Origin of the sequence: Persicimonas caeni, from assembly GCF_006517175.1 — a bacterium.
GTDB lineage: Bacteria > Myxococcota_A > Bradymonadia > Bradymonadales > Bradymonadaceae > Persicimonas > Persicimonas caeni.
Map to the genome: position 1 here is coordinate 7,162,719 of NZ_CP041186.1, position 26,433 is coordinate 7,189,151.

Genomic DNA, 26,433 nt, shown 5'->3' on the forward strand with positions numbered 1-26,433 from the left:
CGTCGACGATGAAGGAAAAAGATTTCCATATCCTGACGACCAATTTGTTGAACACCGCGCGCACCCGGGTGCTCAAACACTCCAACCTGTTCGCGGTGTTCGACGAGGTCGGCGATATCATGTCTTGGGGCACCGGGGCGCACGGTCTCTACAATGACGACATGCGTCACCTGTCCAAGCTCGAGCTGCGGTTGTGGGGGCAAAAGCCGATCCTGCTCAGCTCGACGATCAAAGAGGACAACGCGCTGCTGACCGCCGACTTGACCAACCCCGAGCTCACCGAGCCGGACGCGCGCGTGCCCTCGGACACCATCCATATCCATCGCAGCAAATTCGTGACGGCGGATACCTGTCACGAGAAGATCAGGCTGCACAACTACAGTGACCAGCACATCTGCGTGCCGCTGTCGGTGCATTTTCTGGCCGACTTTGCCGACATGTTCGAGATCCGCGGCACCGAACGGGAGGCGCGCGGTGAGGTGCTCGAGCCCGAGGTGAGCGACGTCGACGTGGTTTATGCTTATGACGGTCTCGACGACGTGCGGCGCCTGACGCGCGTGACGTTCGTGCAGCGCCCCACCGACCTCAATGAAGGGCACGCCTACTTCGAGTTCGAGATCGCCCCGCACCAGCGCACCGAGTTGACCTACTCGGTGCAGTGCGCGTCGCATCCGCAAGATGATGCCAGCCAGTTCTATTTTGCGCGGCCGGCCGGCTATCGGCAGGCGCACGCCGAGTTGACCAATCGACTCGAGGACGAGCGCGTCGAGCGGTGCCGGTTGGACACCTCCAACGCCTTCTTCAACCACCTGGTCACCCGTGCCGACGCCGATCTGCAGATGCTCATCACCCAGACCGAGCACGGCGACTATCCCTACGCCGGAACCCCTTGGTTCAACACCATCTTCGGGCGCGACGGGCTGATCACGGCGTACCAGGTGCTCAACATCAACCCGCAGGTCGCCCGCGGCGTGCTCGGCTACTTGGCGGCCACGCAGGCCGACTTCTCGGACGCTGCGCGCGACGCCGAGCCGGGCAAGATCCTGCACGAGATCCGCCACGACGAGATGTCGAATACCGGCGAGGTGCCATTTCGCCACTACTACGGCAGCATCGACTCGACGCCGCTGTTCATCTCGCTGGCCGGCGCGTACTTGAGGCGCACCAACGACACCGAGTTCATCAAGGGGATCTGGCCGGCGATTCAAAACGGGATCGACTGGATCGACAACCACGGCGACCGCGATGGCGATGGCTACGTCGAGTATGGCCGTCGCACCGCCAAAGGTCTGCGGCAGCAGGGATGGAAGGATTCCGACGATTCGGTCTTCCACGCCGACGGTCGCCTGGCGGACGCGCCCATCGCCCTGTGCGAGGTGCAGGGATATGTGTACGCCGCGCGTCGTGCAGCCGCGATCGTGGCGAGCACGCTGGGTGAGGACGCCTATGCCGAGCAGCAGCACCGCGAGGCGGAGGCGTTGCGCGAGCGCTTCCAGAAAGACTTCTGGGACGAAGAGCTCGAGACGTTCGTGCTCGCCCTCGACGGCGAGAAGAACCCGTGTCGGGTGCGCTCCTCGAATGCCGGCCACTGCCTGTTGAGTGGCATCGCTTCGCCTCGGCAGGCCCAACTGATCGCGCGCCAGCTACTCAGCGACGATTTCTACACCGGCTGGGGCATTCGCACGATCCCGTCGACCGAGGCACGCTACAACCCCATCTCGTATCACAACGGATCGGTGTGGCCGCACGATAACACGATGATCGCCGCCGGCCTGGCTCGCTACGGGTTTAAAGCCGAGGCCGCGCGGGTGCTCGAGGGATTGTACGACGCGTCGCGTTACTTCGAGCTCAACCGCCTGCCCGAACTCTTCTGTGGCTTCGAGCGGCGCCCCAGCGAGGGCCCGACGCTGTATCCGGTGGCGTGTGCGCCGCAGGCGTGGGCCGCCGGCGGGGTCTCCTTGCTCATCGACTCGGTGCTGGGCCTCTTCATCGACGGGCGCGAGGGTCGCATCAAGCTGCACAACCCGCGGCTGCCGCCATTTTTGGAGACGCTTCGCATGCACCGCCTCAAGGTCGGCGACGCCGAGGTCGACTTGCTCTTCGAGCGCTACCAGGAGGACGTAGGCGTGCAGATTCTGCGACGACGTGGCAAAGTCGAAGTCATGGTGGTGAAGTAAGCTCCCGGGATGGGGAGCGTTCACGGGTGCTATGACTCGGATGGCCCATGGCCTCAGATCGTTCGCAGATGCACGAGTATTCTCCCGCGCGCCTGGTCGACTCGTTCGTCGAGCCGGGCAGCGTCGTCCTCTTTGTCGGCCGCCCCGGCAGCGGTAAGTCGACGCTGATGACGCGCATGGCGGATATCCTCGCCTCGCGCGACCAGCGCTTTCGAGCGATCTGCGCCGACCCGGGAAGCCCCGTCTTCGGGCCGCCGGGGGCCGTATCCCTGGCCGGGCGCGCCGATGAGGAGTGGTCGCTCGAGCGCCTCGAAGCGCTGGCCACGCTAAACGCCGGGCGATACCGACTGCCCGTCGTCACCGCCGTCCATAGGCTCAATCATCATCGGCTGACTGAACAGGTCGACGAGCAGACGCTGCTCGTCGACGCCCCGGGAGTCCATCGCGGCGTGGCCGCGCGCGAACTCTTACCGGCGCTCGCCGAGGCGTGCGGGGCGACGACGGCCATCGTACTCGCACCGGGCGCCGACGAGCCCGACGCGCTCGATGACCTGCGCGCGCTGGGCGTGCGCTGTGTGCACGTCCGACCTTCCCCGCATGCTTCTTCTGCCACGGGCAACCAACGCGCCGAGGCGCGCACCGCCCGCTGGGACGCCTACCTGCAAGACGCGACTACGATTCGCCTCGCCGCCGGTTTGCCTGTGACGGGCAGCCACCCGTCGCTCGACGACGCGCCCGCGTGGCCGGGTCGTCAACTCGGCCTGCTCGACGGGCAGGGCCGCACACTCGCCCTCGCCGAAATCGCCAAGTTCAACGGGGTCGAGTTCGTCTTGCGCGCGCCCCCCGTCGAGGTCGACCGCATCGCCGGCTTGGTGGCCCGTGACGCCCGCCGAAACGACCGCGGCCAGCTGCGCACCGCGTCCGACGCGACGAGCTCCGAGGCGCTGACCGCCAACGAGCCGGCCAGAGCGGTGCGCCTTGGCCCGGCCTTCGAGCAGCGCCCGCGCCCGATCATCGAAGTCGACCCGGGTGGAGCGATGTCGGCGCGCATCAGCTTTGCCGACGTCACCGTGGTCGGCGGCCTCTTCGAGGACCCCTGCGTGTATGCGCGTTTTCGGCATGGCAAGCGAGGGTTGCTCTTCGACATGGGCGAAGTGGGGCGGATGCCTCCCAAGCTTCTCCACCGCGTCTCCGACGCCTTCGTGACCCACGCTCACTTCGATCATTTCGCCGGCTTCGTCGACCTGGTGCGTCGCTGGGTGCACGTCAACGACACGTGCCGAGTTTGGGGGCCTCCGGGGCTGGCCGATCAGGTCGAGGCGATGGTGGGAGCCTTTACCTGGGACCGCATCGGCGAAGGGGAGGGCCCGACCTTTGTGGTGGGCGAGCTCGACGGCGACGAGCTTCGCCGCACCCGCATCGAGGCGGCCATCGGCGCGCGCGAGGACCTGGGCGTCGAGACGATCGAGGACGGCGAGTTGCTCGTCGAGCCGCGCTTTCGCGTGCGCGCCTGCTCGGTGGAACACGGCACGACCGTGCTCGCCTACGCGCTCGAGGAGACGAGTAACTACGCGGTGCGCTCCGACCGCCTCGAGGGGCGCTACGCGCCGGGCGATTGGCTCGGCGAGCTCAAGCAGAAGGCGGCGGTGGGCGCCGACGACGACCTCGTGGAGCTTCGCGACGGTTCGACCGAAGCGGTGGGCCGACTCGCCGAGCGACTGCTCATCGAGCGCCCGGGCGACAAGATTGTCTACGCGACCGACTTTGCAGATACCCAGACCAACCGCGAGCGCATCATATCTTTGGCGCAGGGGGCCAAGGTGCTCATCTGCGAGGCGTCCTTTCGACGCGACGACGCCGAGATCGCCGAGATGGCACGGCACCTGACGACGAAGGCCTGCGCGGAGATCGCCCGCGAGGCCAACGTCGAGCGGCTGGTGCCGTTTCATTTCTCGGCGCGCTACGAAGAGGCACCGGAGCTGCTGTACGCCGAGATTCTGGAGGTATTCCCAGACGTCATCATCCCGGCAGCCATTGCGCGGCGGTTGCGCTCTCAACTTCCTCAGACCAGCGAACGAGAGAGGACCGAACATGCCTGAACTCGCCTACCTCAACGAAATGATCGTACCCGTCGACGAGGCCAAAGTGCCCGTTCGAGACCGAGGTTTCATCTTCGGCGACGGGGTGTACGACGTCGCGCGGGTCTATGACGTCCGCCCCCACCGCCTGGGCGCGCATATCGAGCGACTGCGCCGGTGCGCCAGGCAGATCGAGCTGTGCGACATTCCCTCCGAGGCCGACCTCGAGCGTATCGTCGACGAACTCCTCGACGCGTCGGGGCTGAGCGACGCGATGCTCTACATGCAGCTCACCCGCGGTGCCGCGCCGCGCAAATCGGCCTATCCGGCCGAGACCCCTGCCACGCTCTTCGTCAGCGTCGAGCGCGTGCGCCGCGGCGCCGACAAGTTTCGCGACACGGGCGTCGAGGCAATTTTGGTCGAGGATATCCGCTGGGACCGCAACGACATCAAATCAATCAACCTGTTGCCCAAGGTCTTGATGGGGCAGCGCGCTCACAAGGCCGGGGTCTACGAGGCGCTCTACCACGACGCCGACGGGCACGTGTGGGAGGGGACGAGCACCAATCTCTTCGCCATCATCGACGGCGCGCTCCAAACGGCGCCGGAGGGGCCGAGGATTCTGTCGGGCACGACGCGACGTGACGTGCTCGAGTTGGCCGAGCGGCTCGGCTACGACTGCGAGCTTCGCCCGCTGACCGAAGAGCAACTGCGCTCGGCCGACGAACTCTTCGTCACCGGCACGCTCACCGAGGTGCAGGGCCTCGTAGCAGTCGACGGCACCGCCGTCGGCTCGGGCGAGGTCGGCTCGATCACGCGCGAGTTCCAAGAGGCGTACGACGAGTTGGTCGAGGATCGCCTGCGACAAATGTCATGACCACCGGCATGCTCATCGTGTTGGTCATCGTGGCGGTGGCCGTCGTGCTCTTCGTGTTCGAGCCGGTTCCCATCGACGTCACCGCGTTGCTGGTGCTCGTCCTGCTGGTACTGCTCGAGCCGTGGACGCAGATCGGACCCCTGGAGGCCGTCTCCGGGTTCTCCAACCCCGCCACCATCACCGTCTTGGCGATGCTGATCCTGAGCGAGGGCGTGCGCCGCACCGGCGTAGTCGAGAGCCTGGGGCGTCGACTCAGCAAAGTGGTGAACACGAGCGAGCGGCGCCACCTGGCCGCCACCATCGGCATGTCGGGGCCCATCTCCGGCTTGATGAACAACACTCCGGTCGTCGCGCTGCTGATGCCGGTGGTCAACGACATGGCCCACAAGGCCAAGATCTCGCCGTCGAAGCTGCTCCTGCCTCTGTCGTACGCCTCGATGCTCGGCGGCATGCTCACCCTCATCGGCACCTCGACGAATATCCTCGCCTCCGACCTGTCCGCGCGTCTGCTGGACCACCGCATGGGGATGTTCGAGTTCACCCATCTCGGCCTCATCGTGCTCGTCGTGGGCGCCGTGTACCTGATCTTTGCTGCGCCAAAGCTATTGCCCGAGCGCATCAAGCCCCGGGAGGATTATCTCGAGGAGTACGCCGTCGGGCCTTATCTGACGGAGGTCTGCGTAGGTGAAGACGCGCCGATGATCGGCCTGCGGGTGGGGAAGTGGCTCGAGATCCAGAAGCTGCGCGTCGACGTGCTCGCCTTGATTCGAGGCGACGAGAAATACGACCACCCGTATCGCGATAACACCCTTCAGCCGGGCGATATGCTCCTGGTGCACGCCAGCCGGCGCCGCCTCGACGAGCTGATGGCCGTCGAAGGCATCGACGCGCTCACCTCCCCGGAGCTGACGCCCGACGAAATCATCACCGCGGGCGACTTCAACAGCGTCGTCGAACTCGTCATCCCCTCCGGGTCGCGCCTCGAGGGGCAGGCGGTCGCCGAGTCGAAGATCGCCGAACGCTTCGACGCCTTTATCCTGGCCATTCGACGCGGCGGCGAGACCATCCGAGAGCGTCTCAGCCGCCAGACCTTGGCCGGCGGCGATACGCTGTTGGTGCAGACGACCCCCGAGGGCGTCGAGACGATGCAGCGAAGCCAGGACGTCGTCGTGCTCGTCAAGCAGGAGCGCGAGGCGTTCCGGCGAGAGAAGCGCCCGTGGATGTACGCTATTATCCTCGGCGTCATCGGCTTTGCAGCCGCAGACCTCGTCCCCATCGTCGTCAGCGCACTCGCCGGCGTCGTCGCCATGGTGCTGACCGGCGTGCTTCGCCCCTCCGAGATGTACGCCGCGGTCGACTGGCGCGTGATCTTCTTACTCGCCGGCATCATCCCGCTGGGCATCGCGCTCGAACAAACCGGCACCGCTTCGTACTTGGGCCAACTGCTCGCCTCCAGCGCCTATGTCCTGCCCACGATCGTCGTCCTCTGGCTCTTCTACATCGCCACCGGACTGATCACCGAGGTCATCAGCAACAACGCCAGCGTCCTGTTGATGATCCCGGTCGCCGTCGAGACCGCCGGCTATATCGACGCCAACCCCTTCGCCTTCGTCCTGGCGGTGATGTTCGCCGCGAGTACCGCATTCTTGGGGCCGGTCGGCTACCAGACCAACTTGTTCGTGTATGGGCCGGGCGGCTACCGCGTAAGCGACTTCGTGCGTTTGGGCGCGCCCCTGCAGTTGGTGATGTCGGTGGTGACCGTCGGCGGCATTGCGTTGTTTTGGGGGGTGTAAGGCCAAAACCCGGCGACCGGTTACCGGCTCCGTGACCGTGCCCGTCTCACCATCCCGCACACCTTAGTTGATGCGCCGCATTGACGGTTGGGGCGCGGTCGTCCCCGGCCGCCGGGGTCCGTCTCGGGCCCCGCATGTGTTCGAGCAAGGCATGCGCCTTGCCGAAGACACGCAAGCTGGGGCGGGGACGCCCCAGGGCGGGCGAGGACGCCGCGCGCCCCGACCCGGTAGTGCGCTTTCGCCATGGTGAGACGGCTACGGCTACGGTCACGGCTACGGTCACGGTCACGGTGTCCGGCACCCGGAGACCGGCATCCGGAGACCGTAGACCGGCATCCGGCGACCGGCATCCGGCCCCGTAACCGTGTCCGAGACCGAGGCCGAGACCGTGACCGGCTCCGTGGCCGTGACCCCGCCCGCCTCGCGCGCGCGACTTGCGAGTATGAACAGAGTTGCAAATATGATCCCTCCCCCTGGGTCCCACGGACCCACCCCCATTGACCAACCAAGACGTACCCTGGCGCTGCCTCCGCCCGCCTCGCTCCGACGCCCGCGTGGGGCGGCTCGGCAGGAGGTATGGGCCAGGCCGAAGTGTCATCTCGTCAACGGGTGCGCATCCCTGAGGGCCGAACTCGAACGCGGCGCTGGGTGAGACGACGCGTTCGGGGCCCTCAATACGGTTATCGCGAGATTTGCGGATTTGTTGCGGATTATTTTGTAGATCGGGCTTTGGTGGGTGCTGGGGGCGGGATCGCTCTTTTGGGCGCTGTTACGTTCACGGTGTCCGGCTCCGATCACGGTCACGGTTTCCGGCACGGGTCATGATCACGGTTTCCGGCACCGGTCACGGTCACGGTCACGGCGGCCGGCACCCGGCGACCGGCACCCGTGACCGGCACCCGAGACCGAGACCGTACCCGTGACCGCACCCGCCCCCCTCCTTGCCTCACCCCCACAATCTCGCACAATGGACCCACTTCGCAGCATGTAGGGACCGTTGTTCGCGCTCAAAAATGACTCCCCGGAAGCCTCCGAGTCCTATACGCTCGACCTATCTCAATTGATGCCGCCGCTGAGCGCCATCTACCAGCCCTCGCGCGATCCTGCGCCGAACTCCGACCCCGAGCCGGTCGAGGCGTTCGCTTGCGCTGGACATGAAAAACCCCGACTCGATGTGCCGAGTCGGGGATTTTTGTGTCGAGAACAGCAACCCGACACGTCCGGTTGCTGTTTCTTCGCCGTTAGAACGCCAACCGGACGTGTCGTGCCGGGGTTTTTCGACGCCAGAAGGCCAACCGGACGTGTCGTGCCGGGGTTTTTCAACGCCAGAAGGCCAACCGGACGTGTCGTGCCGGGGTTTTTCAACGCCAGAAGGCCAACCGGACGTGTCGTGCCGGGGTTTTTCAACGCCAGAGCATCAACCCGACATGTCGTGCAGCAGTTTTGGCGGCTCGAGAACCTCCACCCGACACAAGAACCACGTGAAACGACTCCACCGGCATCCGGCGACCGACACCCGGAACCGTGATCGGCACCAACTCTCCTATCCACGGCCTCACTGCCAGCGAACCACCACCGACTCGTCGACGAAATAACCCTCGTCGTCAGTGCGGATAGCCTCTTCGAGGCCGAGGCCGCGCAGTCGGCTCATTGTCGTGTAGACGCGGTTGGTGCCGGCCTCCACCGAGACCGTGTCGTCGGGCCAGCCGGCGTCGAGAAGCTCGAAGGTGGTCGAGCGGGTGCCGGGGGCGTCGAGGTGGGTGCGGGCGAGGTGCAAGAGTAGGCGTCGCATCGAGCCGCGCCGCGACAGGTCGACGCGCTCGCCGCCGTCGAAGACGAACCACCGCGCCTGCTCGTCGAGCTCGAGGACCGGTCCGGTCGTCGGGGCCGGTGCGTCGTGCCATTGGGCGATGGTGCGGCGCAGTGACAGGCGCTGTACGCGATTGCCGCCGGCCGATTCCGACAGCATCGCCTCCTCGTCGAGCCGCGCTCGGGCGCGTCGCTCGAGACGCTCGGCCTGTGCGAGCTCGCCGCCTTCGCGTGCGTGTCGGGCTTCCAAAAGCCCGACCGCCGCCGCGGCCAGCGTGTATAACCCGTTGGGCTGGTCGGGCGCGCCGCCCTCGAGTCGCTTCCTCGCCTCGGCGAAGTTCCCGCGCACCGCGTGGACGATGGCCAAGCAGCTCTGCGCGGCGCTCAACGTCGAAAAGCCGCTCATCGACTCGCCGCGCGCTGACAGCTCGAGGGCGTCGCGGCACAGAGACTGAGCCTGGCCGACCTCGCCGCGCTCGAGGGCCAAGATGCCGCGGTCGAGCAGGGCGTTGGCGCGATAGCCCGCGTAGCCCTGCGCGTCGATGAGCTCGAGTTGCTCGGCGAAGAGTTCATCGGCGCGTTCCAGCTCACCTAACTCGAAGTACAGAAAGCCCGCGCAGCCGGGCACGGTCGGCTCGACCTGGCTCGGCGGGAGCTCGCGGTTGACCCGTACGCACCGCTCGAGCTCGTCGATGGCCGCGTCGGTCTCGCCCATATCGGCCAGGGCGAGCCCATACAGCGCGCGGGCGCGATTCGTCGCGGTGTCGTTTCCGGTGGGCTCGAGCAGGTCGAGGGCGCGGCGCAACAGGCGCGAGGCGGCCACCAGGTCGCCCCCGTCTCGCTCGATGCGGCCGAGCTCGGTGCTGCACAGCCCGACGCCGTAGTCGAAGCCGAGTTCGCGGTAGGTCTGCAGTCCACGCTCGTAGGACTGTTGGGCGTCCGTCGCACGCCCGGCGACCGAGGCCAAATAGCCCTCCAGGTGCGCGAGCCACCCGGTCACGTGGCACGTGTCGACCCCGGCGAGCAGCGTCGAAGCGCGGTCTGCGAGAGCTTCGGCCTCCTCGAAGTCGCCGTCGACGATGGCCAGCGTGGCGCGAAGGTATGCGGCCTCCGCGCGGATCTCGCGGGATGCGGCGTCGCTCGCCGGAAGCTCGGACAGGACCTGGGCGGCCTCGTCGAAGGCGCGCCGGGCGATGAGCAGGTCGGCGAGTGCGACGCACAACTCGTGGCCCAGTTGGGCGTCCTCGTCGTCGCGAAAGCGCGCATGGGCGGTCTGCAAGTTGGGCAGGTCGAGCGACATCGCCCGTCGGGCGGCCAAGTCGTCGACGCCCAGGCGCGTGGTTCGGTAAGTGTGTGCCGCGTCGGCGAAGAAGGCGGCGTGGCGGCGCTCCGCCGGCCGTGCGTCGCCGGCCTCCTGCAACTGCATCTGGGCGAAGTCCCGCACGCTATTAAGGAACCTGTAGCGCACGGTATGCGACGCGGTCGGCTCGACGACCGAGAGCAAGGAGCGCTGCAGCAGGCGCTGGATCACGTCGAGCGTCGAGGGCCCCTGCGGGCCGGCGTTGACGACGTGCTCGGCGGCGTCGAGCGTAAAGCTTCCACGGAACACGCCGAGTTGAGCGGCGGTCGCCCGGGTCAGCTCGTCGAGCGTCTGCCAAGAGCCGGAGAGGGCGTCTCGGAGGCTTCGGCCGGCGTCGCTTGCGAGCAGGTCGAAGCGCCGGTCGAGGCGGTCGAGCATCTGTCGGGGCGTCAGAATGCTCGTGCGCGCCGCGGCGAGTTCGATGGCCAGCGGGAGACGGTCGAGCCCGTCGACGAGCGCGGCGATGGTGTCGAGGTTGGTGTCGTCGACGCGAAAGCCCGGGCGCCACTGCGCCGCCGCCTGCTCGAATAGGGCGATGGCCTCGTCGTGGGCGAGGACGTCGAGCGCGATGAGGTGTTGGTCGGGTGCGTGAAATCGGAAGCGGCCGGCCGTCAATACAGTCAGGCCCGGGAAGGCCTCGAGGCAGTGGGCGATATCGCCTGTGAGAGACTCGGAAGGCGCTCCGTCGATGTCGTCCAGGAACACGACTGTCTTGGTGCCGTGTGTGAGGCCGCCTTCGCTCGGCAGGCTCTCGAGCACCGTATCGAAGCCGAGCTCGTCGTCAGCGTCGAGCGCGGCCTCGGCCAGCCACGACTTCCCGACGCCCGGCGGGCCCACGAGGCTGACGAGGCGACTCGGGCCACGCAGCGCGGCGCGAAGTTCGGCGAGTTCGCCGGTTCGAATGGAGGGGCTTGTCGTGGTCGTCGGCATCGGTTCCAGAAGGGCGTGATTCCCGGCTCGGAGCGAGCACACACTCTTAGCGATACGCGCGTCGAGAAACAACTGTAAGGTGTTGCAAGGTGCTGCAAGTTGGCGCTAGAGCACGCGCTGCTAAGCTGCTCGGGTGTAGACAAGTAGTCGACCTGATTGTTGCAACTAATGGAGCTGCAAGATGTTTGAAATGAGCCGTCCCCACGCCGCCAAGCGCGGCCTCCTTGCCTTGGCGCTTGGCGCCGCCGCCCTCGTCGGCGTACCCGCTTCTGCCGACGCGACCACGATCGCGAGCGACGCCGAGGTCACCTCCGACAACGTCCACGCCGACGACGAGTTCGGCGCGGTCGTCGCCGTCGACGGAGACCTGATGGTCGTCGGCGCGCCGCACCACAGCACCCAGAAGGGCAAGGCGTATATCTTCGCCCGAGACGAAGGCGGCGCCGACGCCTGGGGGCAGGTCGCCGAGCTGACGCCCTCGCGCAACAACAACCTGTCCAACTTCGGCCAGGCGGTCGCCATCGACGGCGACACCGTCGTGTTCGGCGCGCCCCGCGAGTATGGCGCGGGCGCTCGCACCGGCGAGGTCTTCGTCTTCGCGCGCAACGAGGGCGGGGCGGACGCCTGGGGCGAGGTCACCTCGCTGGCCGCTTCCGACGCGGCCGACAACGACTTCTTCGGCCGATCACTCGCCCTCGAAGGCGACACGCTCGTCGTAGGCGCCAGCGGCGACGACGACAACGGAAGCGACTCCGGCGCGGTCTACATCTTCGAGCGCGACGCCGGCACCTGGAGCGAGACGGTCAAGCTCGCCCCCGACGACACCGGACTGAACGACCAGTTCGGAAAGCGCGTCGCCCTCGAAGGCGACACTCTCGTGGTCGCGGCCGATGACGACACGGCCAACGGCGAGAACGACGGCGCCGTCTACATCTTCGGTCGCAACGAAGGTGGCTTGGACTTCTGGGGCGACGTCGCCAAGCTGAGCGCACCCGCCACGGCGAGCAACCCCGACTTCGGCGACGCGGTCGCGATTGCGTCGGACTATCTCGTCGTCGGCGCCGATGCAGCCGAAGGCGGTGTCGCCGAGTCGGGCGCGGCCTACGTATACGGTCGCGACGAGGGCGGCGCGGACAACTGGGGCTTGGTGTCGACCCTGGTCGGCTCGGGCGGTGCGGCAGGCGACGCCTTCGGCCGCACGGTCGCCCTGTCGGCCGACGCGCTTCTCGTCGGTGCCGAGCGTGCAGACGCACGCGGCACCGACTCCGGCGTAGTCTACTTGTTCGAGATGAACGCCGGGCAGTGGACCGAGTCGCAGAAGCTCGCGTTGCCGGCGCTGGGCGACGACGACCTGTTCGGAAGCTCCGTGGCCATCGACGCCGACACCTTTGCGGTCGGCGCGACGACGATCATCTCGGAGGGCTCGGTCTATATGTTCAGGCTCATCGCCGACACGGGCGGAGACGCCGGCGTGGACGCGGGGCCTGACGCCGGCCCGGATGCTGGGGTGGACGCGGGCGCCGACATCGGCGTCGATACCGGTCCGTCGGCCGATACCGGCACGCCCGAGGACACCGGAGCCGACGTGAACTCGGATATCGGTGTGGAGGCTGACGCCGGCGACGACGCGGGCAGCCAGGCAGATGCGGGCGGCCGCGTGCCCGAGGACGACGGGGAGCCGGAAGACGAAGGCTGCGCCTGCAGCAGCGTCGGCAGTACGCCTGGCAGCGCAGCCGGCATCTTCGTGGCGCTGGTCGCGCTCATCGGCGTCCGCCGACGCCTGAGCTGACCCTCCCTGTGGAGGCAGATCTTCCAGGTCTGGTAGCAGAAGCGACCAGCGCTGGAAGCGCCGCCTCCGAAGGCATGAAGTCGGGTCTGAGTACGCACGCATTGATTTTGCCACAGATGTCCCTAGCGTTTGGGTAGTTGTAAAAGCTATCGACAAACGCAGGTGAGAGACTGTGGCCGAACCAAACGAGAGTTCCGAAAGGGCTCGTCGCGAGCGCGAACGTGCGCAAATTCGCGACTGGCTCGCCGCCCTCGACGACATCATCGAGCGCGAGGGCGTCGAGACCGCCGAGAAGATGCTGCGCCAATTGCAGCAGCGCGCGGCCGCCCGCGGCGTCGAGCTTCCCTTCCAGTTCAAGACTCCCTACCTGAACACCATCCCTCCGGGCGACGAGGCCCAGTTCGAAGGCGACCCGGAACTCGAAGAGCGCATCCTCAATATTGTGCGTTGGAATGCTATGGCCTCGGTCGTGCGCGCCAACCGGCGGCTCGAGGGCATCGGCGGCCATATCGGCAGCTACACGTCGATGAGCACGCTCTTCGAGGTGGGGTTCAACCACTTCTTCCGCGGCCAGAATCATCCCGAAGGCCCCGACAAGATCTACTTCCAGGGCCACGCTTCGACGGGCGTGTACGCGCGAGCCTTTCTGGAAGGCCGTCTCGACGAGACGCAGCTCGAGAATTTCCGGCGCGAGCTGCAGCCCGAAGGAGGTCTGTCGTCGTATCCGCACCCGTGGTTGATGCCCGACTTCTGGGAGTTTCCGACCGTTTCGATGGGGCTGTCGCCCCTGATGGGGATCTATCAGGCGCGCTTCGACCGCTACCTCGAGAACCGCGGAATGGTCGAGAACGCCGGGCGCGTCTGGGCTTTCTGCGGCGACGGGGAGTTCGACGAGCCCGAGGCGCGCGGGGCGCTGAGCATCGCGGCGCTCGAGGAGCTCGACAACCTCAACATCGTCATCGACTGCAACCTGCAGCGCCTCGACGGGCCGGTGCGCGGAAACGGCAAGCTCATCCAGGAGCTCGAGGCGGTCTTCATGGGCGCTGGCTGGCGCGTCCTCAAGCTGTTGTGGGACAGCGCGTGGGACGAGCTCTTGGAGAAGGATGTCGACGGGGTGTTGGCCGACCACATGGAGTCGACTGTCGACGGTGAATGGCAGCGCTACGCCGCCGAGGGCGGGGCGTACTTGCGAGAGCACTTCTTCGGCAAGGACCCGGCGCTCGAGCAGATGGTCGAGGGTATGTCCGAGCACGAGCTCGACGCGCTCGCTCGTGGCCGCGGCGGCCACGACATGAAGAAGGTCTTTGCCGCCTTTCGGGCGGCCGAAGAGAGCGAGCGGCCCACGGTCATTCTGGCGCACACCATCAAGGGCTACGGGCTCGGCGAGGCGGGCGAGGCCCTCAACATCGCCCACAAGACCAAGAAGCTCGACGAGGCGCACCTTCGCCAGTTTCGCGACCGATTCAACGTGCCTGTGGGCGACGACCAGCTCGCCGACGCGCCGTTCTATCGGCCGGCGAACGACAGTCGTGAGGTGAAATACGTCCAGGAGCGCCGCGAGAAGCTCGGCGGCTACGTGCCGCGCCGCAAAGTGCAGGCGCCGCCGCTCGAGATGCCCGACGATGCCATCTTCGACAAGGTCATCGAGAACGGCTCGGGCGGCCGGCCGGCGACCACCACGATGATCGCCGTGCGCATGCTCGCCGACCTGCGCAAAGACGACAAAGTCGGCGAGCTCATCGTGCCCATCGTGCCCGACGAAGCGCGCACCTTCGGCATCGAGGCGCTCTTTCCTCAGGCTGGTATCTACTCGGCGCAGGAGCAGCAATACGAGCCGGTAGACGCCAATACGTTGCAGTCCTACAAGGAGTCGACGCAGGGTCAGATCCTCGAAGAGGGCATCACCGAAGCCGGCTCGATGGGCTCGTTCATCGCCGCCGGCACGGCATATGCGACCCACGGACTCAACACGATTCCGTTTTTCTTCTTCTACTCGATCTTCGGCTTCCAGCGCATCGGCGACCTGATCTGGGCGGCCGCCGACCAGCGCGCCCGAGGCTTCCTGATCGGCGCGACCTCCGGGCGCACCACGCTCAACGGCGAGGGGTTGCAGCACGAGGACGGCCACAGTCATCTGCTCGCCTACACCAACCCGAGGGTGCGCGCCTACGACCCCTGCTTCGCCCACGAGCTGGCGGTGATCATCCGCCACGGCATGCGCGAGATGTACGTCAACGGCGAGGACGTCATGTACTACGTGACGGTCGCCAACGAGGACTTCGAGCATCCCGGTCGCGACGAATATGCCGACCAAAGAGGCGTCGACGAGGAGGGCATCATCCGCGGAATGTACCGCTACCGCGCATCGCGCAAGTCCGGCGAGGTGCGCCGCGTGCAATTGCTCGGCGGCGGTGTGCTGCTGCGCGAGGCGCTCGAGGCGCAACGCATCCTCGAAGACGACTTCGGCGTGACCGCCGACGTCTGGAGCGTGACGAGTTGGAAGGCGCTCTACGAGGACGCGCTCGACGCCGAGCGTCACAACCGGCTGCACCCGAACGACGAGGAGCAGGTACCGTATTTCACCAAAAAGCTCGGCGAGGAGCCCGGCGCGGTCGTCGCCGTGAGCGACTTCGTCAAGGCGTTGCCGTACTCGCTGGGTCGGTTCTGCCCCTGCGAGATGGTCGCCCTGGGGACGGACGGCCTCGGGCGAAGCGAAAGCCGCGAAGCGCTGCGCGACTTCTTCGAGGTCGACGCCAAGCACATCGTCCTCGCCGCGCTGCGCGCCCTCGCCGCCGAGGACCGCTTCCCCGAAGGACGCCTGGAAAAAGCAATCGAGCAACTCGGCATCGATCCGAGCAAGCCCAATCCGATGACTTCGTAAGTCCCGACCACTTCGTACGACAGGAGCAATCTGTGGCCACTGAATTCAAGCTTCCGCAACTCGGAGAGCAAGTCGAGAAGGGCATCGTGCTGTCGGTGCTCGTCTCCGAGGGCGACCACGTCGACGCCGACGACGTGGTCCTCGAGTTGGAGACCGACAAGGCGACCACCGAAGTGCCGGCGCCCAGCGCCGGAACGGTCGGTGAGCTTCGCGTCCATGAAGGGGATGAGATTCAGAGTGGCGATGTGATCATGATGTTGGAGGAGGATGGGGGCGAGGAAGAAGATGAGGAGAAGAGTAAGAAAAAGGGAGAGGACGCGGAGGAAGAGGAAGCTCAGGAGCCGGAAGCCGGAGGCCGGGAGCCGGAGCCGGAAGACGGTGACCGGGAGTCGGAGCCGGAAGCCGGTGGCCGGGAGCCGGAGCCGGAGCCGGAATCCGAGGGCCGGGAACCGGAGCCGGAAGACGGTGGCCGGGAACCGAAGCCGGAGCCGGAGGCCGAGAGACGGTCACGGTCAGGGGACCGGGAACGTCAACGCAAACAGCCGCGGGAGCGCGAACGACCCAAGATCGGTGAGCCGGTGCCGGCGTCACCGTCGGTGCGTCGTTTTGCGCGGGAGCTCGGGGTGGAGCTGAGCATGATTGCCGGCACGGGCGATGGTGGGCGCGTGACCGAAGAGGATATCAAGAGCCACGTGCGCAACCTGCTCGAGGACGTGTCGCGAGAGAAGCAAGCGCGCGAGGACGAGCTGCCCGACTTCTCGCAATGGGGCGAGGTCGAGCGCGAGCCGATGAACGCCATTCGCCGGGCGACCGCCGACAACGTGGCGCGGTCGTGGGAGAAGATTCCGCACGTCACGCAATACGACGATGCCGACGTGACCGACCTGGAGAATTTTCGTTCGCGGTTTGCCGAGGAGGCCGAAGAAGAGGGCGGGAAGCTCACCGTGACCGCCATTCTCGTCAAGGTCGCGGCCATCGCGCTGGAGCGGTTTCCCGACTTTAACGCCAGCGTCGACGTGGAGCGCGGGGAACTCGTGCGAAAGAAGTACGTCAGCATCGGCGTGGCCGTGGACACCGAGGAGGGCTTGCTCGTTCCGGTGCTCCGGGATGTCGACGACAAGGGGCTCGTCCAGATTGCCGCCGAGCTAGGCGAGAAGGCCGGAAAAGCGAGGGCGCGCAAGATGTCTCGCGAGGATATGAAGGGCGGGACGTTCAGTATCACCAATCTGGGCGGCCTCGGCACCACACGCTTTACGCCGATTGTCGGATGGCCGCAGGTGGCCATCTTGTCGGTCGGGCGCATGGAGACCAAGCCCGTGTGGAACGGCGACGAGTTCGAGCCGCGCAAGATCTTGCCGTTGGGCATCACCTACGACCACCGCGCCGTCGACGGCGCCGACGCCGCCAAGTTCCTGCGCTGGATCGCCGAAACGCTGGAGAATCCGATGCGCCTGACGATGGAGGCATAGACGATGGGCGCACAGGTCGAAAGACGCGAGTTGGTCATCATCGGCGGAGGGCCGGGAGGCTACGCGGCCGCATTCATGGCGGCCGACCTCGGCTTGCAGGTCGCGCTCGTCGACCCGGAGGCGAATCCGGGAGGCGTGTGCCTGTACCGCGGGTGCATCCCGTCGAAGGCGCTGCTGCACGTCGCCGAATTGATCGAGCAGGCCAAGGACGCCTCCGCACTCGGTGTGAGCTTCGGCGAGCCGGAGATTGACGCCGCCAAGCTGCGCGAGTGGAAGGACGGCGTCGTCAACAAGCTCACCGGCGGGCTCGGCCACCTCGCCGAGCGGCGCGACGTGGAGTACGTCCGCGGCCGGGCGCAGTTCGAGGACCACCGCACGCTTCGCATCGAGGGGGCCGACGGGCCCGGGCGCATAGAGTTCCGCCACGCGATCATCGCCACCGGCTCCGAGCCCACCGCGCTGCCGGGTCTTCCGCTCGACTCGCACGCCATCTGGTCTTCCAAAGAGGCGCTCGAACTCTCCGAGGTTCCCGAGCGCCTGCTCGTCGTGGGCGGAGGCTACATCGGCCTCGAGATGGCGACTGTCTACAACGCACTGGGGAGCGAGGTGACCGTGGTCGAGGCGACGCCGGGGCTCTTGCCCGGGGTCGACCGCGATCTTGTCGAGCCGTTGGCGAAGCGACTGAAAGCGAGGCTCCACGCGGTGCACCTCGAGACGAAGGTCAGCGACGCCTCCCAGCTAGAGCAGGGCGCCGAGGTCGTGCTCCACGGGCCGGACGTCGACGACGAGAAAGAGGGGTTCGACCGGATTCTGGTGGCCGTCGGTCGCCGCCCGCGAAGCGTCGGGCTCGGCTTGGAGCATACACGCGTCGAGGTCGGTCCCGACGGGTTCATCGTCGTCGACGAGAGCCGCCAGACGACCGAGCCCGCCATCTTCGCCATCGGCGATGTCGTCAGTCAGCCGATGCTCGCTCATAAGGCGCACCACGAGGGCCGCGTCGCCGCCGAGGTGATCGCCGGACGGAAGGCGCGCTTCGAGCCGCGCGCCATTCCGGCGGTGGTCTTCACCGACCCGGCGGTCGCCTGGTGCGGGCTGACCGAGGCCCAGGCGCAGGACGAAGGCCGGGAGGTCGAAATCGGTCGGTTCCCTTGGTCGGCCTCCGGTCGTGCACTGACCACCGGGCGCTCCGACGGACTGACCAAGGTGCTCGTCGACCCGGACTCGCAGAGGGTCCTCGGCGTCGGCATGGTCGGGCCCGGGGCCGGCGAGCTCATCGCCGAGGCAGCCTTGGCCATCGAGATGGGCGCGCGCGCCGAAGATATCGCGCTTACAATTCATCCACATCCCACGCTGTCCGAGACATTGATGGAGGCGTCGGAAGACGTCTTTGGGGAAGCCACGCACATTTGAGGTCTTGCCGATGAAAGCACACCGACTCGCCGACAGCAGTCAGTACGCCGACAACTGGACCCTCACCGACGAATTGTGGGCGATCCTCGACAGCGGACCTGATCTCCGAGGCGAGTTTCGCTTTCTGGAGGTGGGCGAAGAGCCGATGGTGATGAGTCACCGCGAACTCGTCGAGAACGCCTCGGCAGTGACGGCTGGGCTCGAGCGGCGTGGGCTGCAGAAGGGCGACTCGGTCGCCGTCATCTTGCCGGAGAATCCAGACTTTCTGCGCGGCTTCTTGGGCGCGGTGATCGGCGCGATGGTCCCGGTGCCGCTGTTTCCCCCGCTCGGCTTCGGCGGGCTCGACGCCTACGTCGAGCGCAACGCGCGCATCTTGGAGGCGAGCGGCGCGCGGGTGCTGGTGACGTCGAGGCGCCTGCAAAAGGTGATGTGGTCGCTTATCTCCGAGGTCGACACGCTCGAAGAGGTCGTCTGCATCGAGGACCTCGCCGAATCGGGCCCGGCCGATATCACGCGCCCCGGCGTCTCGCCCGACGACCTCTGCTTCTTGCAGTACACCTCCGGGAGTACCGCCGCGCCCAAAGGCGTGATGGTCACGCACCGAAGCTTGGGCGCGAATATGTATGGCATCGTCCATCAGGGGCTCCAGATCGACTTCGACACGGAGGAGGGTGTGAGCTGGCTGCCGATGTACCACGACATGGGCCTCATCGGGATGACCCTGGCGCCGCTTAGCACCGGCATGACGATGTCCTTTATCCCGACGCTCGACTTCGTGATGTATCCGGAGTGTTGGGTCGAGACGATCTCCGAATACCGCGCGGCGGCGACCTTCGCGCCGAACTTCGCCTACGCGCTGGCGACCAAGAAAATCCCCAAGGAGAAGGTCGCCGCGCTCGACCTGAGCTGCCTGCGCGTGGCCGGCTGCGGCGCCGAGCCGATTCACCCCGACACGATGCGCTCCTTCAACGAGCACTTCGCCCCGGCCGGCCTGCGTCCCGAGGCGCTGGTGCCGGCGTACGGCATGGCGGAAGCGACGTTGGCGGTGAGCTTTATCGGCGTCGAGGAGCCCGTCAAAACCGACCGTGTCTGCCCAAACGCTTACGAACAGGAGAATGTTGCTCGCCCATTGGGTGGGGTAGATACGGATATGAGCGAGCGCCAAGCGCACGAGTTCGTGAGTTGCGGGCGTGCGTTTCCCCGCCACAGCGTCAAGATCATGGACGAGGAAGGAAACGTGCTCGGCGACCGTGAGGTCGGCGAGATTGTCTTCGAGGGACCGAGCGTAGCGGCGGGTTATTATCGCGACGCTGAGAAGACCGCCGAGACCTTTACCGAGCACGGGCTTCGCACCGGCGACCTCGGCTACATGGTCGGCGACGAACTCTATGTCACCGGCCGAAAGAAGGACCTCATCATCATCAACGGGCGCAACTTCGACCCGCAGACAATCGAGTGGAAAGCTTCGGAGGTGGCCGGTGTTCGCAAGGGCAACGTCGTTGCCTTCTCGCTGCAGACTCGCGAGAGCGAAGAGCTCGTTGTGATTGCTGAGGCCAAGGGCGACGTCGACCCCGGCCGCATGGCCCGCGACATCAAGCGCGCGGTCTCCCGCGAGTTGTTCATCAAGGTCTCCCAGGTCGAAATCGTCGGGCGAGCGACGCTGCCGAAGACATCCAGCGGAAAACTGCAGCGCTCGAAGGCAAAGGAGCAATACCTGAGCGGTGAGCTCGGCAAGACGATGCGCGCCGCCAGCCGCAAGGTCGACGTCACCTCCGTGGGCAAGCACGTGGCGCGCTCGATGGTCAACCGGATGCGTCACTTCGTGAAACAACGTGTCGGCAACCTCTCGGAAACGTTGCGTTCGATCGTGTTGCCAGACTGACAACCCAACGGTTAGGCTCCGCGAGCACACTCGCTTGAAGCTTCGAGTCGACCGTGAAGTTCCTGGTTCCCATTCTGACTTTGGCGCTGCTCGCGCTGGCCGCCCCGGCCCAGGCGCAACAGGTCACCCGGCCGGTGACCATCGAGTATTACCAGGGCCCGGTGGTCTCCTCGAACCGCCTCATCGGCATGGGTGGCGCGTTTATCGGCGTCGCCGAAGGCGCCGACGCCCACCTCATCAACCCGGCCTCGTTCGCCACCCGCTATAGCTACACCGTCGACGACTGGTTCGACTACGACTGGGCGCTCTCGTGGGTGACGATGCCCGAAGGCGGCGACGCCGCGCTCAACTCCGCGCCGGTGGCCGTCGACGTCGACAGCGCGAGCTACGTCGAGCTCGGCTTCGACCTCAAGTTCGGCCGCTTCGGTCTCGGTCTGCACGCTTCCCCGCACACCTTCGACGAGCGCCTCGGCTGGACCGACCCGGAAGAAGGCGTTCGTGTCGAGGCGGTCACCTGGACGCAGATGGCCGGCGGCATGGGCCTGGGCTATGCGTTCTACGACGGCCAGCTCATCGTGGGGATGGCCTCCGAGACGATTCAGTTCGGCGTCGCCGGCGAGGAACTCGAGCGAGACGAACTCTTCCACCTGAGCACCACGCAAGTCTTATGGGGTGGCCTCGCCGCCCCGCACGGCGAGCCGTGGCGGCTGGGCATGCGCTTTCGGACGCCGGCGGATGAGGAGACCGACGTCGTCGGAAGCGCCGAGGCCTTCCAGTTGCGCCTCGAGCCCGAGCGCGTGGTCGCGCCCTGGGAAGTCGGCATCGGCGGAAGCTGGCGCTTCGGCGAGCGCGCGTACAACCCGCATTACACCTTCGACAAGAGGAGGCCGAACAGCTCCGTCGGCGACCGGCGCTACGTCCTCGTCGCTGCCGACCTCATCTTGACGGGCACCACCGACAACGCCATCGGCATCGAGTCGTTCCTCGCCCAGGAGTACGCGCGCGCCGGCGACGAACTCACGCTGAGCGCCCGCGCCGGCGTGGAGAGCGAGGTGGTGCCGAACCTGCTCCGATTGCGCGCCGGCAGCTATTTCGAGCCGAGTCGTTACTCGGGTCATCCCGGGCGCTTTCACGGGACGGCCGGAGCCGACCTACGGGTGACGCTGGGGTGGGATTGGCGGCTCAACGCGGCCATCGATGTGGCGCCCGGGTATCAGAACTTCGGCTTCGGGATTGGGTTTTGGCATTGAGCTAGGGGAATGCATTGGCGTGCCGCCTTGCAAGTTCGTTACGCCATTTACATAAGCAATTAAGGACATAGGGGTTGCGAATCGTCCAGTCGTTCAGGCTCGCAGCCCCTATGTCCTTAATTGCTTATGTAGAGTGAGCAGCGAGCCAGAACCACGCCCCAATACGCAGCCCGTATGGTCCTCCCAATTATGTCACCGCCTCCTTCGCCTTCTTGCTCAACTGCTTCACGTCCTCCACCGCCATATACGCCGCCGGGACGATCACGAGCGTGATCACCGTCACGAAGAGCACGCCGAAGCCGAGGCTGATGGCCATTGGGATCAAAAAGCGCGCCTGCACCGACGTCTCCAGGATCATCGGCATGAGGCCAAAGAAGGTCGTCAGCGACGTGAGAAGGATAGGGCGGAAGCGTCTGGCGCCGCCGGAGGCGACCGATTCGAGCGGATCTCGGCCTTCGCGCCGGTAGTCGTTGACCGCGGCGATGAGCACCAGCGAGTCGTTCACCACCACACCTGCCAGCGCGACGATGCCCAGGATGCTGATTAGGCTGAGGTCGTAGCCCATGAGCATGTGGCCGCCGAGGGCGCCGACCAGGCCGAACGGAATGGCGAAGAGCACGACGATCGGCTGGGCGTAGCTTCGAAAGGCGATGGCCATCAGCGCGAACATGACGAGCAGGGCGATGAGGAAGCCCTTGCCCAGCGCGGCCATCGTCTCGGCTTGCTCTTGCTGCTCGCCGGTCAGCTCGTACGAGAGGCCGGGGTAGTCGGCCAAGAGTTCGGGCAGGTAGTTCTGCTCGAGGCTGGCCGTGACCTCGTTGCCGCTGGTGACGTCGGTGTCGACGTCGGCGGTCACGTCGACCACGCGGCCGCCGCCCTCACGCTCGATGGACGTATAGGAGTGGCCGCGTTCGATATAGGCGGCCTGGTCGAGAGGGATTTCGCCGCCGTCACGGGTGCGTATGAGCAGATTCTCGACGGTATGCTCGGTCTCGCGTTCGCGCTCCGGGCGGCGCACGTAGACGCGAAGCTCGTGGCGGCCGCGCTGCTCGCGCTTGGCCTCGGCGCCGAAGAAGTGACTGCGCACCTGTCGGGCGAGCTCCGACTCGGTGATGCCCAGCGCGCGCGCCGCGGGCTTGAGCGTCAGGTCGAGCTGCTCCTTGCCGCGCTGGAAGCCGTCGTCGATGTCGAAGACCCCATTATAGGTCTCCAAGTGCTCGGCGAGCCGCGAAGCGGCCTCCTCCAAGATGCGTCGGTCCTCGTGGCGCAGCTCGATGGCCACAGGTTCACCGGCGCTGGCGCCGATGCTGTACTGGAAGCGAAGGCTCTCGGCGCCGGGGATTTCGCCGACACGCTCGCGCCATTGCTTGGTGAGCTGTGAGGCGGTGATGTCGCGCTGGCCGGCGTCGACCAGAGAGACTGTGACCTGTGCCAAATGTCCGCCGCTCTGTGTGGAGACCGCGTCTGGCCCGCCGCCGGCCGCGACGGTGCCGACGTCGGCGTAGATGCCGCGGCCGATCTTGTCGGCGCCGCCGGCATCGTCGAGCACCGCCCGCGCCTCCCGGATGAGCCTGTCGGTCGCCTCGCGCGTCGTCTCGACCGCCGTGCCGAAGGGCATTTCGAGGCTCACTGAGACCTCGTCGCCCTCGATCTTGGGCATGAAGTTGAAGCTGATTCGCCCGCTGTAGACATACGCGCCCGCCAAGACGAGCAGCCCGATGCTCGCGGCGAGGGTGATATACCGGTACCGCAAGAACTTCTTGGCCGATGGGTAATAGACGTTCTCGACGAAGCTCTCGAGCCAGCCTCCGATCTTCTGCTGGTACCCATGCAGCTTCGCCAAGACCCCCTCCTTGGCAGGGTCGCCGACGTGGGCGAGGTGCGCGGGAAGGATGGCCAGCGCCTCGACGAGCGAGATGAGCAGAATCGGAATGACGATCAGCGGGATATTACGAAAGAATTTACCCGATACGCCGGGCACGAAGAGCATCGGAGTGAACGCGATGATGGTGGTGAGCACCGCGAAGACGACCGGACGCGCCACCTCGCGCACACCGGCGATCGACGCCTCGAGCTTGCTTCGCCCCTCCTCACGCTGCGCATAGGCAGCCTCACCGGCGACGATGGCGTCGTCGACGACGATGCCGAGGGTGAGGATGAACGCGAACAGCGAGATCATGTTGATGGAGACGTCGAGCGCGGGCATGAACAAGAACGCGCCCAGGAACGAAATCGGGATGCCCAGGGTGACCCAGAAGGCAAGGCGCGCCTCCAGCAACAGCCCCAGCAGCACGATTACCAGCAGAAGACCGAGCGCGGCGTTTTTGATGAGCAGGTTGATACGGCTGTCGAAAATCTCGGAGCGGTCGTTCCAGATGGCCGCGTCGACGTTAGGCGGCAAGTCGACGCCGTCGAGGTACTCGTGGACCGTCTCGGAGATGTCGAGCGGCGACTGGTCGCCCACCCGGAACACCTGGACGCTCAGCGCACGCTCGCCGTCGTAATAGGCTTCACGGTCGGTCTCGCGAAACTCGTCGAAGACCATTCCGAGGTCGCCGACGGTGACCTCGGTGCCGTCGGGCTGGCTCTTGACCACGATATCCAGAAACTCTTCGCCCTGTTTGCGCCGCTCGGTCGTGCGCAGGAGAATCTCGCCTTTCTCGGTGCGCACCGCGCCGCCGGGGAGTTCGATGGACGCCTCGCGCACCGCGTCGGCGACCTCCGGAAGGGTCAGGTCGAACCGGCGCAGGTTCTCCTGAGGCACCTCGATGCTGATTTCCGGCTCGGGAATTCCGGTGATCTCGACCAGCGAGATATTCTCCTTGGCCAAGAGTTCGCTGCGCATCTGCTCGGCGAGTTGGTGGAGCTTCTTCTCACCGATGTCCCCGTGAAGGATGATGGAGAGCACCTCGCGCCGGTTGCTCGACAGGCTGATGATCGGCCGCTCGGAGTCCTCCGGAAACGAGGTGATGCGGTCGACCTCGCTCTTGATGTCGTTGAGCGCCTCCTGGTCGTTGGTGTCGAGCATCAACTCTGCGGTGACCACCCCGACGCCTTCGGCTGCCGTCGACCGCACCTCCTTGATGCCGTCGACCCCGCGAATGGCCTCTTCGACCGCCAGAACGACACCTTGCTCGACCTCCTCGGGGCCGGCGCCGGGGTAGGGCACCTGCACGGTGACGATGTCGAGATCGACCTCGGGGAAGACCTCCTGCTTGACCTGACCAGCCATCAAGAGGCCGCCCACGATGAAGACGACCATCAGCAGGTTGGCAAAGACGGTATTTTTGGCCGCCCACGCCAGCGGGCCCTTCTTGCTGACGTCCGATGCTTTGTGCGGCTTGGGACCTTGCTCGGTCGTGGGCTCAGTCATGGGAAGGCCCCCCGCCGACGGCCGGCTGCTCTTCGCCATCTGGGGAGCGCTCATCGGCACGACGCAGCTTCATCCCTTCAACCGCCGTGGCGATGGGGCTGGTCACCACCCGTTCGCCGGGGGCGACGCCCTCGCTGACGAGCACCGTCTCGGTGCGCTCCCAGGCGACCTCGACGTCGCGAATGTCGAGAGTGTCATCGTCGGCGTAGACGTAGACCTGGTTGCCTCCGTGCAGCGATTCGCGCGGCACTTCCACGAGGTCCTCGGCGGTGGGTCCCGCAATTTTAACGTCGACGAAGGCGCTCAATAGCAGCGGGATGTCGCGGTTCGACTGAGCTCCTTGGCCGGCGTCGGGCTCGTCCCCGCCGACCTCGTCTCCGGCGACGGAGCCCTCGGGTTGCTCGAGCCCGAAGGGATTGGGCACCTCGATGATAAGGCGCGCCATGCGCCCCTGCGGGTCGAGGTCACCCTGCAGCTTGGCGACCCTTCCCACACGCTCGATGGTTCGGCCGCCGACGTCCTGTTCGACCGTCGCCGGCGAGCCTTGCTGTGCGTTGACGCCCGGAATGTTGACGTAAGATATCTTATCGACTGGCACGGACGTACGTACCCAGAAGGTGTCGGTGCCGACCAATGTGGCGACCTGTGACTGCGTGCTGACCGTTTGGCCCAGATCGAGTGACTCTGTCTGCACGAACGCGTCGAAGGGTGCGTCGACCTCGGTGCGCTCGAGGGCGAGCTTTGCCTGTTCGAGGCGCGCCTGTGCGGCTTGGACGGAGACGCGCGCGCTCTTGAGCTGCGGCTTACGGAGGGCGAGCGAGGGGTCTTCGACTCCTTCATCGACTTCGTCTTTGAATAGCTCCCACTCACGCTCGGCCACCTGGACGCGGCCGCGCTCCTGTTCGAGCTGCGCCCGTGCCTGCTCGAGCTCGGTGCGCCGCTCTTCGACGGCGTTCTCGTAGTCACGAGCGTCGATGCGAAAGAGCGTCTCTCCCTGTTCGACCACACCGCCGGGCACGAGCTTGTCGTTGACCCAGACCACGCGTCCGGCGACCTGAGGGGTGACCTGGACCGTGCGCGCCGGAATCACCTCGCCGGCGGATGTGACGTTCAACTGGTGGACGCCTCCCTCGACCGGTTCTGTCTCCACGAGCACGCGGCGCTCACGTGGCTGCTCGCGCACGGGCTCCTCCTGGGTGACGACGAGCAGCACGCCGCCGCCAATCGCCGCCGCGAGGACGAGCACCGGCAAGCCAAACTTCGCCAGCTTTGTCGCAATCGGGTTCTTTGGACTCATCTTCAGGTACCTGCAACGAGCGAGTCAGCGCACACGTGCCTGAAGGTAAGTCGGATCG

13 protein-coding genes are annotated in these 26,433 nt (G+C 66.3%); 10 read left to right on the forward strand and 3 right to left on the reverse strand.

The window, feature by feature from the left end; all coding sequences use genetic code 11:
• The first annotated feature begins 8 nt into the window (after positions 1–8).
• From FIV42_RS26640 to FIV42_RS26655, 4 genes are read left to right on the forward strand one after another with little or no spacing between them, the layout of a single operon-like run.
• Positions 9–2,177 carry an amylo-alpha-1,6-glucosidase gene (locus tag FIV42_RS26640; RefSeq protein WP_141200634.1) on the forward strand — a complete coding sequence of 723 codons (2,169 nt, stop codon included), beginning with the start codon at positions 9–11 and terminating at the stop codon, positions 2,175–2,177.
• Positions 2,178–2,224: 47 nt separating this feature from the next.
• Positions 2,225–4,276, forward strand: a complete 2,052-nt coding sequence (locus tag FIV42_RS26645; protein WP_141200635.1) for an MBL fold metallo-hydrolase — start codon at positions 2,225–2,227, stop codon at positions 4,274–4,276.
• Positions 4,269–5,132 (forward strand): aminotransferase class IV, encoded by an 864-nt coding sequence (locus tag FIV42_RS26650; RefSeq protein WP_141200636.1) that lies wholly within the window; start codon positions 4,269–4,271, stop codon positions 5,130–5,132. Before FIV42_RS26645 ends, FIV42_RS26650 begins: the two co-directional genes overlap by 8 nt.
• The gene (locus tag FIV42_RS26655; RefSeq protein ID WP_141200637.1) at positions 5,129–6,925 is read left to right on the forward strand and encodes an SLC13 family permease; all 1,797 of its coding nucleotides are present in this window, start codon (positions 5,129–5,131) and stop codon (positions 6,923–6,925) included. The genes FIV42_RS26650 and FIV42_RS26655 overlap by 4 nt, the downstream gene beginning before the upstream one ends.
• 1,555 nt (positions 6,926–8,480) lie before the next feature.
• Here FIV42_RS26655 and FIV42_RS26665 read toward each other — a convergent pair.
• Positions 8,481–11,024 carry a hypothetical protein gene (locus FIV42_RS26665; protein ID WP_141200639.1) on the reverse strand — a complete coding sequence of 848 codons (2,544 nt, stop codon included), beginning with the start codon at positions 11,022–11,024 and terminating at the stop codon, positions 8,481–8,483.
• A 181-nt stretch (positions 11,025–11,205) separates the two neighbouring features.
• Here FIV42_RS26665 and FIV42_RS26670 point away from each other — a divergent pair, with 181 nt between their 5' ends.
• The 6 genes from FIV42_RS26670 (at position 11,206) to FIV42_RS26695 (ending at position 21,705) form a co-directional block, all read left to right on the forward strand.
• Positions 11,206–12,813, forward strand: a complete 1,608-nt coding sequence (locus FIV42_RS26670; protein WP_141200640.1) for an FG-GAP repeat protein — start codon at positions 11,206–11,208, stop codon at positions 12,811–12,813.
• Positions 12,814–12,985: 172 nt separating this feature from the next.
• Entirely contained in the window at positions 12,986–15,694 is a 2,709-nt protein-coding gene (aceE, locus tag FIV42_RS26675) for a pyruvate dehydrogenase (acetyl-transferring), homodimeric type (RefSeq protein ID WP_141200641.1), read from the forward strand.
• A 32-nt stretch (positions 15,695–15,726) separates the two neighbouring features.
• On the forward strand, positions 15,727–17,163 hold the full coding sequence (locus FIV42_RS26680) for a dihydrolipoamide acetyltransferase family protein (protein ID WP_141200642.1): 1,437 nt from the start codon (positions 15,727–15,729) through the stop codon (positions 17,161–17,163).
• Between the two features lie 3 nt (positions 17,164–17,166).
• A complete protein-coding gene (gene lpdA, locus FIV42_RS26685) occupies positions 17,167–18,573 on the forward strand; it encodes a dihydrolipoyl dehydrogenase (protein ID WP_141200643.1) in 1,407 nt (468 codons plus the stop codon).
• A 10-nt stretch (positions 18,574–18,583) separates the two neighbouring features.
• A complete protein-coding gene (locus FIV42_RS26690; RefSeq protein WP_141200644.1) occupies positions 18,584–20,455 on the forward strand; it encodes a fatty acyl-AMP ligase in 1,872 nt (623 codons plus the stop codon).
• Positions 20,456–20,508: 53 nt separating this feature from the next.
• Complete coding sequence (locus FIV42_RS26695; RefSeq protein WP_141200645.1) at positions 20,509–21,705, forward strand: hypothetical protein; 1,197 nt, start codon at positions 20,509–20,511, stop codon at positions 21,703–21,705.
• Between the two features lie 187 nt (positions 21,706–21,892).
• Here the strand turns inward: FIV42_RS26695 and FIV42_RS26700 are convergent, their stop codons facing one another.
• On the reverse strand, positions 21,893–25,078 hold the full coding sequence (locus tag FIV42_RS26700) for an efflux RND transporter permease subunit (protein ID WP_141200646.1): 3,186 nt from the start codon (positions 25,076–25,078) through the stop codon (positions 21,893–21,895).
• A complete protein-coding gene (locus tag FIV42_RS26705) occupies positions 25,071–26,375 on the reverse strand; it encodes an efflux RND transporter periplasmic adaptor subunit (RefSeq protein WP_141200647.1) in 1,305 nt (434 codons plus the stop codon). Before FIV42_RS26705 ends, FIV42_RS26700 begins: the two co-directional genes overlap by 8 nt.
• Positions 26,376–26,433: the final 58 nt, after the last annotated feature.